The organism is Enterococcus sp. LJL51 (genome assembly GCF_054871795.1).
In genome coordinates this window covers 49,019-62,446 of record NZ_JBTXLW010000002.1, presented here as the reverse complement: position 1 = coordinate 62,446, position 13,428 = coordinate 49,019, and the positions used below count along the sequence as shown (strand labels likewise).

Below are 13,428 nucleotides of genomic sequence, written 5' to 3'. Positions count from 1 at the left end.
ATCAATCGATTCCTGCGTTTGTTCACTAATTTTATTAAGACCATTTTATTTACTTTTCTACAGTCCGGACAAAGCTGATATAAGTTACCACAAAATAAATAAAGAAAATAGTAAGAAACATCGCTAATGCAATTAGGTAATAAATAATCCCCGGCATACTTAGCCCTGTATAGAATGCAAAGTTATTACTGACAAACAATCCCGTACATATACTAATAAATACTGAAATGATAACTGGACACAGGTAGTAAATACCCAGCTGTTTCAAAATCACTTGATTTCGTTCTCTTTTATTCATTCCCAGATTCTTCAGTATCTGATAACGGTACTTATATTTAGAGGCATCAGAAAGCTGCTGAATCGCCAGCACACTCATTGCTACCACTAAAAACACGATTCCTATATACCCCAGCGTAAAACTCATACTCGTTGTGACACTATCCAGCTCTGCAACTAAGCTTTCCCGTACTGTAATAGGTGTGCCGAAAGTAATCAGCTGTTCGCTGCTTGTTCCATACTTAATCGCTAATAGCTGATCTTCTATATCGCCATCTTCACCCAAATAACCGGAGATTTTTTCCAAGTGCTGTTCAATCTCATACATAGAAGAGCTATCCACATTTGCTGCTAAAATACTAAAGTAAGGAGTTATTTCTGCTAAGCTGCTGTCAGGAACCACCAGAATGTAGTCGGCTCCGTTCATTCCACTTTGCGTGAAAGCATCTGTGACAGTATCCTGATACACCAATGTTTCCTTGCCAACGACCAGATTATTGGCTAAGCCATAATCTGTGAATGTATCCACCAGTTTTTCTTTTGACTGAATAAGATAGTGCCCCGCTTCCAAATGAATATCCTCAAAGCCTGCCATCCGCCGCAGCTGATTATAGTCAGACAAAAGCATGTAGGTATCATAGTCAAAATATGCGCTTCGTCCTTCTGAATCATAAGCACCTTTGACATTTTTATATAAATACGCATTTAGCTCACTGCTCTTATTATTCTGATATACATGATAGATGTGTTCTGCTTCTACTTTTCCATATTGTTCAATGACTTCTTGTTGTTCATGAAAATCAGTTGTCACTTGATCTTTAAGATAAAAAACATCGATATCCATCAAGTTCGCATCGAAAACTTTCGCCTGATAATCAGAGAACAACAACACACACATCCAGCTTAAGATTGTTACCGCAAATAAAATTGTTAATGAGCCCATGGTAAAACGCATCGTTCTAATCTTTGAAGCCAACTGTCTAAAAACAAAAACATTTGCTTCTTTAGTAACCCATCTTCCTTTTTTCTGGATAAAGCTGCTCAAATAACCGGATAAGCCAATATAAAGACCATAAATAGCTGCAAATAATGCAGCCAGCATTGGCCAAATCGTTTGCATTGTGACATTTCCCGTATAAGCAACGAGATGAAAGAAAATAATATATACAAAACTAATTAAGAAGAGCTTTTTATTTTTCACACTTGGCTCATTATTGTTTTCTAAATACAGCAAATCCCGAATTTCCATCTTCTTAAATTTCCTATTGATTCTAAGCAGTGCTAGTGCGTAGGCGAAGAAGTAGACCGCAAAAGTAAGCAGATAGGTGTAGATATTGATATCAACCGTATACTGATACTTCGATTCAAAAACTGTGAAAAAAACATTAATCAGTGCAATATGCAGAAAATAACCTGGAATAAGACCTAATAAAAACGTTAGGATTCCTAAAAGCATATGCTCTCTTTTAAACATCCTAGCTACTTGCTTCTTAGTCATGCCAATCAACAAGTACGTCCCAAATTCCCTGCTCCGCCTCTCCAGCATAAAATTGATAATATATTTCGTCAGCCAGACAACAATCATCACAACAAAAAATGTAGCCAGACCGATAAAGACAATCATCGAAGTTATTTCATTCAACAGGTCTCTAATAGAATTAGAAAAAATCAGTCCATTAAAGGCAAACATCAATGATGAAATAATCGTCATTGTAATAATGTAAACCAGATAATCTTTGACTGACCGTTTGGCATTACGCAATGACAACTTATTAAGCATGGCCATCGCCTCCAATGATTGACAGTACATCAAGAATCTCATTTAAGAACGCTCTTCTTGTCTGCGTTCCTTTATACAGCTCCTGGAACACCTCTCCATCGCTAAGAAACAAAATTCGATTACAGTAGCTGGCGCTAAACGCATCATGTGTGACCATCAAAATAGTCGCCGCCATCTCCCTGTTCATTGTTTCCATCGTTTCCAGCAGCATCGTTGACGATTTTGAATCCAAGGCGCCGGTCGGCTCATCCGCCAAAATCAGCTTAGGGTTAGTAATTAACGCTCTGGCACAGGCACATCGCTGTTTTTGACCACCAGATACTTCATAAGGAAATTTGTCTCTAAACTCATAAATTCCCAGCTGTTCCATGATTTGCTTTGGCGTTCGAGTCTTGCTTTTCTTTTTTCCCTGTAGGCTTAGGGAGAGTGTAATATTCTCTTCTAATGTCAACGTATCCAACAGATTGAAATCTTGAAAAATGAACCCAAGGTTTTCTTTTCTAAAATTTGCTAACTCATCTTCTCCAAATTGAGTGATGTCTTTCTTGCCAAAGAAAATCTGTCCGGCACTTACTCGGTCGATTGTCGCCAGCATATTTAATAAGGTTGTTTTCCCACTGCCGCTGGTTCCCATAATCCCAGTAAACTCTCCTTCACTTACAGAAAAATTTACTCGATTTAAAGCTTTCGTTGTACTCCCCTTATTCCCATAATATTTTTCTACATTCACTACTTTTATTAATTCATTCATTTCCCAACACCCTTCCATTACACACCTCCAATTAAACAGCTTTGCTACAAATTGACAGTAATTAATTATCTGGAGGCGATTCACTTGATAATCCAAGTATATGACTTCTTAAAACCATGTCATATTTATCTAGATTGCATTAAAGTTACAACTCTGAAAGATAACTATTTTGGGGAAAGATAATGACGATTTCTGTATACTCATTTTCAACTGCCGCACAATCAATTTTCAGCCCTAATTTTCTACATAGCTTTTTACATAGATACAAGCCGAATCCTGTCGCTTTTCCAGCAGCTCTGCCGTTGGTTCCCGTAAAGCCTTTATCAAACACTCGAGGAAGTTCATGACTTTTGATACCGATGCCGCTATCTCTTATCGTTAGTTCGGTCTGTTCCTTGGTTGAGACAGCCGTGAAAGACAGGCTGCCCCGCCCCTCTTTTTTATACTTAACTGCATTGAAAATAAGCTGGTTAACAATAAATGCCAGCCACTTCTTATCTGTATATACAAACTCTTCACAGGCAATTGTAACCTGCATCTGATTTTGAATGAGAAGATATTTATTTTTCTTAATCAGCTCAGCGATTACTTCCTGCAGCAAAACCTCTTTTATGAAATAGTCTTGATGAACATAGTCACTTCTTGCATAAAAAAGCGTTTGATCTACTTGGTTTTCTAAGTCAATTAAATACATTTGAATTTTTCGAGCCGAATCTGTCTCCAGCTCCGCAGCGGCCAAATGCAGACTAGTCATGGGCAGCTTCACCTCATGAATCCAGGCCTCAATAAATTCTTTATAGTCAGTTTGCTCTTCCTCCAACCAGGCAATTGTCTCCATAGCAGAAGTATTCGCTTTTCTCAGAATGTCCCTATACAGCTCATCCTCATAACGCCAGTTTTTTTCTAAAAGCTCATGTATTAGATAGGGTTTATCCAGCTGTGTCATTTGCTTGTCAATCCCTCTAAAGAATCGTTTTCTCTTATAGTAATCCAAAGTAAAATAAACAAAAATAATACTTACCCAAACAAGAGCAATCAGCACAATTGTGACTGGTGTATTTCCTAGAGTTAATAAATAGAAAGATAGAATGAGCAGACAAGAAAAATGAAGCACTAAGACAAATAATTTATCATGTAGATAATAGAATAGTTTCATATTTGATAACCTACGCCTCTTTTAGTTTGAATGAAGTTTGACACACCCAGATCCTCTAGTTTACTTCTTAGTCTAGTCATATTAACGCTTAACGCATTGTCATCAATAAAAACATCATTGTCCCAAAGATAGACAATAATATCCATTCTAGGCACGACCTCTTCTTTTCGCTGGAGCAGAAAGTGAAGCAGTTTAAACTCGGTCTTCGTTAGTTCTGTTTCCTTTTCTTCAAACCGAGCCTTGTATGTTGTCAGATTTAAAGTTAATCCCTTATGTGTTAATACAAGCTGCTCCTTTGACTGGACCACCGTTCTCTTTAAAAGTGCCTGAATCCTTGCCAACAATAGTGATGGAATATAGGGCTTGGTTATAAAATCATCACCGCCCAACAAGATACAGTCCAGCTCAGTCAGTACATTGTTGTCACTGGTTAGAAAAATAACCGGCACCGTTGAGGTTTGTCTTAATGTCCGGCAAATCACCTGACCATCCTGATTTGGCAAATTCAAGTCCAGTAAAACCAAATCTGGCGCTTGTTCTTTTATTTGCTCCACTACATTTTCAAATACTTCAACAGCTGTCACCTCATAAAACGCATGCTCCAGCAGCTGTTTTAGTTCAGCTCTCACATTTTTTTCGTCTTCTATAATTAATATCTTCATAATTATCCCCGCTTTATTCTCAGCTAACTAAAGAAGCTCTTAATCAAGTTGTCTTTTTTAGCAGCCGCAGATTCCTTCTCATTATAGCATGTATTAAATACTGAAAAGAACTTCCGTTTTAAAAGGAAAATAGAGCAGCTTTATTACAATCCAAAATCGATGGCACCATAACGCGTTAAAAAACGCGAATTCTAGCCCTTTTAATTATACTGAACAGCTAAAGTCCCATTTTCCTGTCTTTACTTATTCATATTTTAGCTAAGTATTCTTAATCGCTTCATTTTACTCTTGAGCCTGCTTGAAAGTAGAGTAGCAGCCGAATTTTTCAGGGATTATTATGGAAATTAAGAAAAACCACAGGCTAGCTCATTTTAGAATAGTCATTTTTAATACTATTGATTGAAAAATGACTTTTACTTTCGGATGCATACCATTCTGTTAGCACGTCTTTAGGCAAACAGAACTGGCAATATGGTGTGTAAGCAAGTCAGTCGCCAGTTCTGTTTACTTAAATATAGTGACAGAATAGTCTGTGCTGTTTCGATAACGATTGTTTGAAAGAGACTAGCGTAACTTATCTTTAAAAATTAGTTTATCTAACGATTCGTTACTAAAATTTTTAGATATATTCTAACATCTTAGATTTTATTTTCTCTCTTCATTAGAATCTTCTTTGCCTTTCTGCCATAAGCGCTAAAATGAAAAACTAATTGAAAAATATTGAACAATCTTATAGCTATACTTGATTTTACTAAAATAATAATTTCAACAAATCTTTATTCTTCAGCATATCGAATCAATCCTATAATTATTTTAATTTGTGAATATCCCATCAATATCACATTCCTATTCAAATACCACAAATGATTTAGGTTGACGAATAAAAACACAACTGGTATCATCTGTTTGAGAATGATAATATCATTCCGTAATTGAGAATAAAAAAAAGACAGACATTTTTTAATGTCTGAATTATTAACCATTATACTTTGATAATCAAACTATTTCATTTGATAAATCAAAAAAAGTATAAGTTAATCAACCATTTATTACTTTGACTATCAAGATAACTAGGAGGATTTTAATGAAACGTGTTGTAATAACCGGCATGGGTGCAGTGACCCCCATTGGCAATACTGTAAAAGAATACTGGCAGAATTTAATTAACGGGCAATCAGGCATTGGAAAAATCACGAAATTCATTTCTGAAGAGATTGGTGTTTCCTTAGCTGGTGAAGTAAAGGACTTTGATCCCAGTGCCGTCCTTGATCGAAAAGAACAAAAACGGATGGATTTGTTCTCACAATACGGGCTGGCTGCTGCTCTAGAAGCTTGGCAAATGAGCGGGCTGACAGAAGCTCTATTCGACCCTAAACGCTTTGGCGTCATTGTAGGCAGCGGAATCGGCGGCATGACTACGCTGCAGAATCAGGTTCGAGTGATGGACAAAAAAGGACCAAACCGAGTAACTCCTTTCTTCGTCCCTATGGTCATCGCAAATATGGCTTCTGGTAATATATCCATTCGCTTAGGAGCAAAAGGAACATCACAGACTATTGTAACTGCCTGTGCCTCAGCTACAAATGCAATTGGAGAAGCGTTTCGGGCAATCAAATACGGTTCAGCTGATGTTATGATGACTGGTGGAACAGAGGCGACAATATGTGAGATTGGAATTGCGGGGTTTGCCGCATTAAATGCCTTAAATACCACAGACAACCCTGCACGTGCCTCCATTCCCTTTGATAAAGAACGCAAAGGCTTTGTTATGGGCGAAGGGGCTGGCATGCTGGTGTTGGAAGAAATGACGCACGCCCAAAAAAGAGGAGCGGTAATTCTTGGCGAAATTGTCGGCTATGGTAGCAACTGCGATGCCAGTCATATGACGGCCCCATTAAAAGACGGCAGCGGTGCAGCCGCTGCAATGCAGATGGCACTCGCCGAAGCTGATATCCAGCCGGAAGAAATCAACTATATTAATGCTCACGGCACATCCACACCAGCCAACGATGCGGCGGAAACTGCAGCTATCAAACGAGTATTTGGCGGGCAGGCAAAACATGTTCCCATTTCAAGTACCAAAAGTATGACTGGTCATCTGCTGGGGGCAGCCGGCGGCATCGAAGCAATCGCTTGTGTAAAAACACTTCAGGAAGGAATTGCTCATCCCACCATCGGCTATGAAATTCCTGATCCGGAATGTGATTTGGATTATGTAACTGGGAATGCCCGTTCACTTTCAGCAGAATATACCCTCAGTAATTCTTTTGGCTTTGGCGGACACAATGCTGTTATTTGTATGAAGAAATGGAGCGATGAATAATATGGAAAAAGTAATGACTGTTACTGAAATAATGGATTTAATCCCCAATAGATACCCAATCTGTTTTATTGATTATGTAGATGAAATCATTACCGATAAAAAAATTGTTGCTACTAAAAATGTTACAATAAATGAAGAGTTTTTTCAGGGTCACTTTCCTGGAAACCCAACAATGCCTGGCGTTTTGATTATTGAAGCACTTGCTCAGGTTGGTTCCATTCTCATTTTAAAAATGGATCAGTTCAAAGGAGAAACAGCTTATATTGGCGGAATTAACAAAGCGAAGTTTCGACAAAAAGTAGTTCCCGGCGATGTACTAAAGCTTCATTTCGAAATCGTGAAACTACGTGATTTCGTCGGCATCGGTCAGGCTATTGCTTATGTTGATGGCAAAAAGGTCTGTGAATGTGAGCTGACTTTTATTGTCGGCAGATAGCCTCAACTGGCTTTTACGACGGGTAAACTAGCCGCCAGGATTCGAAAAGAGCTGCTGTATTCTCTCATTAAAAAGAGCAGCAGCTTTTTCATGCCAAAAATGTAATGACGCTACCAGATAAAAGGGATTAATCGATATCTAACCTTCTGCTTATACGCTTCATAGCCGGTAAGCGCTTGGGAAAGCACGATTTCTTCGTTTGTTATCCGTTTTATCAATAGAAATGGATAGAGTAAAAAAATTAGCAGTGCTGGTATTGACCCTAGAACAATCGGCATTGCTAAAAAAAGAAGAATTGTGGCTAAGTACATTGGATGTCTAACCACACCATATAAACCTGTATCGATAACCTGCTGATTTTGCTGCACCTCAACCGTACGTGACAAATAGGCATTTTCCCGCATAACTTCCCCATACATAGCATAGCCTATCAGCAACAGGACGGATGCCAAAACGATTAACCACAACGGTAAACGGCTCCAGCCAAATCGAAAATCTAGGCCCGCAGTAATAAAGCCCCCTAAAAACATTATCAGAGACAGCCAAACGACCTGTTTTTGCTCGGTTTCTTTTTCTTTTGTATTTAGACGTTTTTCCAAGAGCACAGGCGTTTTTACCCACAAAACAATACCCAACACTGCCATAGGTATAAACAACAATCCCCCAAGCAGCCATGCATTCCAAAAATCCAGCGTTCCAGCTGGAAAAAACAGCAACAAAGCAATGGCAGCCAACCCTAGTATAAATTTAACTGCTGCTTGAGCTAAAAGTTTTCCCTTCATCCGATTCCCTCCATCCTCCACTTTTTAACTATAACAAAGCTGTAAAAACAAAGATAGCTGAACCGGCAAGCTGTTGCTTTATCGTGTTCATTCATTTGAACGGCTGAAGCTTCGTTGAACTAAAATACTTTTCTCATTTTTAATAATCTTTTTTATTTTTTAGGATTCAGGGCATTGACCTAAACGCTCTGCCAATTTTTCTCTTGAGACAAAAATGTTTATTGAATTCAAAAAGCGAAACAAAACAGATATTTCATTTTGTCTCGCTCATCTTTTCATTTAGCGGCCTGCAGTCTCTATACTGTTTCTCCAGCTGTATCCAGCTTGTTATTTTCTGTCTCACCATTTTCTAATGCTGCCGCCTGTTCTTCCCCTCTTACCTTCTCTTTATCCAAAATTTTTACAAAAGGAAGGTAGAGTAGGCAGCCAGCTAATACACAAATCAACTGTAGTAAAGCAATCTGCCAGCCTCCGGCTAAAAAGCCATTAAGAAAAATCGGCGTGCCAAATGGCACTTGAATTCCACTAAGACGCGGGAATAGACCACTCCATATTGCAATATAGGCAACTAGCGTTTGAACCAAAGGAGTTAAAATGAAAGGAATCGCCATAATTGGATTTAAGATTAGCGGCAAACCAAAAATCATCGGCTCATTGATAGTGAACAATCCCGGAACAGCACTTAAATTAGCGACAGTTCGCGCCTGCTTCGATTTAGCAACCAGCAGAATAACAATGATTAGCGCCAAGGTTCCACCGGCTCCGCCAATCCCCGCAAACAAGTCATAGAAAGACTTACTTAAAATATTCGGTAAATCCGACCGTGCCGCACCAGCGGATAAAGCATCCATATTTTGAACATCCATAGGCAGATACAGTGCTGTAACAAAACTGCCAACAACCAGTGAACCATGGATTCCGAAAAACCAGAGAACCATTTGAATCAGAACAATAAACAACAGCGAACCTACGCTAGAGGACAGGCTTTGCAAAGGTGTTGCCAAAATCTGATAAATAAAATCTGAAAACGACCCATACGATGTGAAGCTGAACAGCCAGCTTATAATGATTGCAATGAATCCTGAGATAATCGCTGGAATCAATCCAGCAAAGGTATCCGTTACAAACTGAGGAACACCTGCCGGCATTTTAATAGCAATGTTTTTTTCTAAAATAAAACAATAAATTCTCGCAAAAACCAGTCCGCAAATCATTGCTGTAAACAGACCGCCTGCACCTAATTTACTCATATCCAATGTTGTTGTCTCCTCCAACGTAACTAGAGGGGTCATCATTAAAAAAGCAAACAAGGAAACAATTCCCGCAGGAACAGCAGATTGATTAAATTCTGTCGCCAGTCTATGTCCGACTAGAAAAGCGGCATAAATTGAAATAACACCCACTGTCATACTATATCCGGCTGAGAGATAACCGCCAATATTAATTGAAGCAATAAAGTTTTTCCAGCCTTCAATTGGCAAAACCGCCAAGAGCAGTGCCAGCGACCCAATAATATTGACAGGCAGCGTCGCCATTAGTCCATTTGAAATAGCTTTTAAATATTTATTATTTGAAATTTTATCTGCAAATGCTAAGACGTTATCCATGTATTTTTCCATTTTTTTCACTCCTTATTTATAGGCAATAATCAAGACATCTTCTAAACAGCGGTGTGTATCAAATGTGGTTTCATTTCCCGAAATTTCATACTCCGGCTTCAAAAAGCAATTTTCTTTTAAATCAATCAGAATTACTTGATACTCAGATAAATCAATCGACACAGTAATTGTCGTATTACTAGGTATATAAATCAGATAACAAGCGGCTTCTTCCGTTTCAGCCAAACGAATCTGTTCATCTCCTCTTACTAACAGCTGATTACACGGAATGAGATTCTTGATATGAAGCATTTCAAATAGCTGTTTCATAAAGCCATAGTCATTCGCTCCCGGAAACTGCAGCGCATCCTGCCAATGCATGGGGCGATCAAAGGCTTCACCAATATTTTCAGCAAAAGTTGCGGAATGTCCATGCCAGCTCCAAATTCCGTGAGCCCCATAAGTAATCCCTGCAGCCCCTCCTGACAGTACCGATTGCCAAGCAGCTTGACGAACATCTCTTTGACTAAATCTGCCATAAACCTTTCGGGCAAAACCCATTTGTTCATAGCATGGCTCCGAATTAATGATGGGCTTTTCTTCCTCCAATTGGTAAAAATGAGAGGCAAGCGCATAAGGCATGTTCAGAAATGAACGATTATGTCCAGACTGATACAGATAAATAGCCAAACGCCGGCGGATTTCTTCTGGAATTTCTTGCAAGCGGCCTTTAATATGAATTGTTTTTAGTGTCTCTACTGAAGCTTTCTCAAAAAAATCGAAAGCTTCTATATAAGTGTCAATCGTTTCTTGTATAGGAAAGTCGGTATCTCCACCAATTAAGTAAATAGGAGAAAATTGATCAAAGGTCTCAACCACTTTTTCAAAATACTGCTGCCGATACATTTTGGGTATAACATTTCTCCGATTGTCCAGCTCACTTGCCCATGTTCCGGCTACATAGTTTGACCATAAAACAACCAACGCCAGGGTAAATCCATGCTCCTCTGCTATTTGACAAAGCTTTTCAGCACGCTTGAAATATTCCTCATTTAGCACAGAAAAGTCATAGCAACTGTTTGTTTGAGTATACGGCAGTATATCTAAGCTTCCTCTACTTCGATCCCACTGAGGCAAAATGTTGATTTGTAAAGTATTAAACCCTTGTGATTGCCGCTTCTTCAAGTAGATTAACCATTCTTCTTCTCTGATGCTGGTAAAGGCACTCCAGCAAGTGTCTGCGAAATAGAAAAAATGCTTTCCCTCTCGAAGTAACGTCCGTTTGTTTTGATTAACAGTTATTTTCATCTCATTAGCTCCTCTCTATCTTGTATTATCATGGTCAATATAGCCTCCTAGCCAGCCTTCGCATAATTCAAACCATTTTGCCACATGAGGATTAATATGACTCGGTTTTCTGGCTGTTGTCCGATCAGCCAACGCTAATCCATGTTCCCCCTTTTCAAAAATGTGCAGTTCAAAAGGAACTCCTGATTCTCTTAACGCTAGGCCCAGCTTTAGAGAATGCGCAACATCTACCAGTTTATCTTCTGTTGTATGCCAGACAAACATGGGAGGTGTCTCCTTGTTCACAGAACAAAGTATATTCATTTGTCGGACAGCGTCTTCAGATGGCTGCTCCATGCCAAAGTATCGTTCATTAGCTGTCAGCGGCTGTTTAATTAAATCAACCCCAAAACCAAGTTCATCTTTTTGAAATGCTTTCTGGTAGACTAGCGGATAACCAGTAACTGCTAAATTTACTCTAATATTCTCCTTAGTCATTTTGAGTGTCTTTAATAGTTGCGGGTCATTCCACCGTGTAGCTAACTGTAGAGCAAGGTGTCCTCCAGCGGAAAAACCGCATATAATGATGTTTTCTTTATCTATCAACCATTCATCAGCATGGCTTCGTACATAGGCAACTGTTTGAGCCGCCTCGATCAATGCATTATTGGGAATATTTTTTACCGTGTCACCTGTTGTATACCAGAGGACAATACTGTTCAGACCCATACTGTTAAACTTCAAGGCAATCGTCTCCGCTTCCCGATCACTGGTAAACGCATATCCGCCGCCAGGACAAATAATAACAGCTGGGCGTTTCTTCCCAACATTGTATTCTTGTGAATTGTGCAATAAATAAAGCTCAAAATAAGCAGTATCATTCACAACTATTTTTCCTGTTTTCACTTACCTTCACTCCTTTTGCCATTCACTTCACAAGTACGCCATCATCTCATTGCTCAATCAACCGCTTCCATTTTTTATATGCCAAATGGATATCCTCAGAATTCTGAGATGGCTTGATTGTTTCCTGTCGAATATGCTTCATCTGAAGAGCAGGATTAGCAAGGGCAGCTACGCCCAAAGCAGAGTATTCCTCAACTTCACTGACAATGACTTTTTTATCCAGTAATGATGCTAGCAAAATCATCAACGCCTTATTTTTGGAAACCCCGCCATCAATAAACACCTGATTAATCGCCTGACCGGAAACCTCCTCCATTGCATCAGTCACTGCTTTAATTTGAAAAATAATGCTTTCAAGAACGGCTCGCAGCATTTCTTTCTCTGTAGTGGTTCTTTTTATACCAAAAAATGCGGCCGTCATTGTATTATCCCAGAAAGGGGCACCCATCCCCTGCAGCGCCGGTATGAAAAAGATATCTTCTTTATTTCCTAATAATACCTCATTGCACAAGTCAGAAATACCCTCTGACACAGCTATAGTTTGACAAAACCAATTGACTGCATCCCCGCAGGAACGGATAATCCCCTCTAACGCGTAAACTGCCTCATTCTTTTTTTGCCAAGCAACTGTTGTTAAAATCTGTCTATTTTTTAGATTGTTCTGCTCCCTAATCTGCATCATTACAGAGCAGCCGGTTCCCATCGTAATTTTAACATCTCCATAGCTCGTACAGGCTTCACCCAGTAAAGCTGCCTGAGAGTCAGCCATCACACCTATTATCGGAATCCCTTGATAGCAGCCAAAGTTCTCATCCGCTGCTCTAATTTCAGGTAAATCTGTCTGGTTAATCCCAAATAGCTGGATAAGCTCTTCATCCCACTGTTGCGTATTAATATTGTACAGCAATGTTCGGCAAGCGTTACTCCCATCTGTCGCGAAAACTTTTTCCTGCGTCAAATTCCATAGCAGCCAGCTATCCATTGTGCCAATAGCCAACTCTCCTGTTCCAGATTTTCCTGCGATAGCTGGATGCTTTTCAGTCAGCCACTTAATCTTCGTACCAGAAAAATAAGGATCGAGCCGTAAGCCGGTTTTCTGATTTATCACTTTTTCCAAGCCCTGTTCAATTAGAGCTTCACAAATGTCGCTGCTTCTGTTGCACTGCCAGACAATGGCATTACATAACGGTTTTCCTGTTATCTTATCCCAAGCTAGAATCGTCTCCCGCTGATTAGTAATCGATATAGCCAGAATATCTTCTTTCTGTACCTTTTGTTCCCTAAAAACCGTTGCCAGCAGTTCTGCTGTGTTGTTCCAGATTTCGAGCGGGTCGTGCTCGACCCATCCTGTTTTCGGATAAATCTGTCGATGCTTTTTGTCGTAGCGTTTAACAATTCTCCCCTTTTTCAATAATAGAAGCTTTGTACCAGAAGTGCTTTGATCAAGGATGATTTGATAGTCTTTACCCAT

The 13,428-nt window shown here is 39.3% G+C and carries 11 protein-coding genes; 2 read left to right on the top strand and 9 right to left on the bottom strand.

Features of this window, described 5'->3' with window-relative positions:
- Nucleotides 1–49 precede the first annotated feature (49 nt).
- The 4 genes from ACYSNQ_RS02495 to ACYSNQ_RS02480 all read right to left on the bottom strand — a co-directional run bounded on the left by ACYSNQ_RS02495 (nucleotide 50) and on the right by ACYSNQ_RS02480 (nucleotide 4,625).
- Nucleotides 50–2,056, bottom strand: a complete 2,007-nt coding sequence (locus tag ACYSNQ_RS02495; protein WP_426081216.1) for an ABC transporter permease — start codon at nucleotides 2,054–2,056, stop codon at nucleotides 50–52.
- A complete protein-coding gene (locus ACYSNQ_RS02490) occupies nucleotides 2,049–2,807 on the bottom strand; it encodes an ABC transporter ATP-binding protein (protein WP_426081513.1) in 759 nt (252 codons plus the stop codon). The genes ACYSNQ_RS02495 and ACYSNQ_RS02490 overlap by 8 nt, the downstream gene beginning before the upstream one ends.
- A 145-nt stretch (nucleotides 2,808–2,952) precedes the next feature.
- Complete coding sequence (locus ACYSNQ_RS02485; RefSeq protein WP_426081215.1) at nucleotides 2,953–3,963, bottom strand: sensor histidine kinase; 1,011 nt, start codon at nucleotides 3,961–3,963, stop codon at nucleotides 2,953–2,955.
- Nucleotides 3,960–4,625, bottom strand: coding sequence for a response regulator transcription factor (locus ACYSNQ_RS02480; protein WP_426081214.1), 666 nt, complete (start codon nucleotides 4,623–4,625; stop codon nucleotides 3,960–3,962). The genes ACYSNQ_RS02485 and ACYSNQ_RS02480 overlap by 4 nt, the downstream gene beginning before the upstream one ends.
- A 1,084-nt stretch (nucleotides 4,626–5,709) precedes the next feature.
- Between ACYSNQ_RS02480 and fabF the strand changes: the two genes are divergently transcribed.
- Together fabF and fabZ are read left to right on the top strand one after the other, a co-directional pair.
- Nucleotides 5,710–6,948: a beta-ketoacyl-ACP synthase II gene (gene fabF / locus ACYSNQ_RS02475; protein ID WP_426081213.1), complete on the top strand. Its 1,239-nt coding sequence runs from the start codon at nucleotides 5,710–5,712 to the stop codon at nucleotides 6,946–6,948.
- Nucleotide 6,949: 1 nt separating this feature from the next.
- Nucleotides 6,950–7,384 (top strand): 3-hydroxyacyl-ACP dehydratase FabZ, encoded by a 435-nt coding sequence (fabZ, locus tag ACYSNQ_RS02470; protein ID WP_426081212.1) that lies wholly within the window; start codon nucleotides 6,950–6,952, stop codon nucleotides 7,382–7,384.
- A 110-nt stretch (nucleotides 7,385–7,494) separates the two neighbouring features.
- On the opposite strand, the gene ACYSNQ_RS02465 is transcribed toward fabZ, so the two are convergent.
- The 5 genes from ACYSNQ_RS02465 to ACYSNQ_RS02445 form a co-directional block, all read right to left on the bottom strand.
- On the bottom strand, nucleotides 7,495–8,166 hold the full coding sequence (locus ACYSNQ_RS02465) for a methyltransferase family protein (RefSeq protein WP_426081211.1): 672 nt from the start codon (nucleotides 8,164–8,166) through the stop codon (nucleotides 7,495–7,497).
- A 296-nt stretch (nucleotides 8,167–8,462) separates the two neighbouring features.
- A complete protein-coding gene (locus ACYSNQ_RS02460; protein ID WP_426081210.1) occupies nucleotides 8,463–9,785 on the bottom strand; it encodes a PTS sugar transporter subunit IIC in 1,323 nt (440 codons plus the stop codon).
- A 12-nt stretch (nucleotides 9,786–9,797) separates the two neighbouring features.
- Nucleotides 9,798–11,072 carry an apiosidase-like domain-containing protein gene (locus ACYSNQ_RS02455; protein WP_426081209.1) on the bottom strand — a complete coding sequence of 425 codons (1,275 nt, stop codon included), beginning with the start codon at nucleotides 11,070–11,072 and terminating at the stop codon, nucleotides 9,798–9,800.
- 15 nt (nucleotides 11,073–11,087) lie between these two features.
- Nucleotides 11,088–11,957 (bottom strand): alpha/beta hydrolase, encoded by an 870-nt coding sequence (locus tag ACYSNQ_RS02450; protein ID WP_426081208.1) that lies wholly within the window; start codon nucleotides 11,955–11,957, stop codon nucleotides 11,088–11,090.
- Between the two features lie 46 nt (nucleotides 11,958–12,003).
- Nucleotides 12,004–13,428, bottom strand: coding sequence for an FGGY-family carbohydrate kinase (locus ACYSNQ_RS02445; RefSeq protein ID WP_426081207.1), 1,425 nt, complete (start codon nucleotides 13,426–13,428; stop codon nucleotides 12,004–12,006).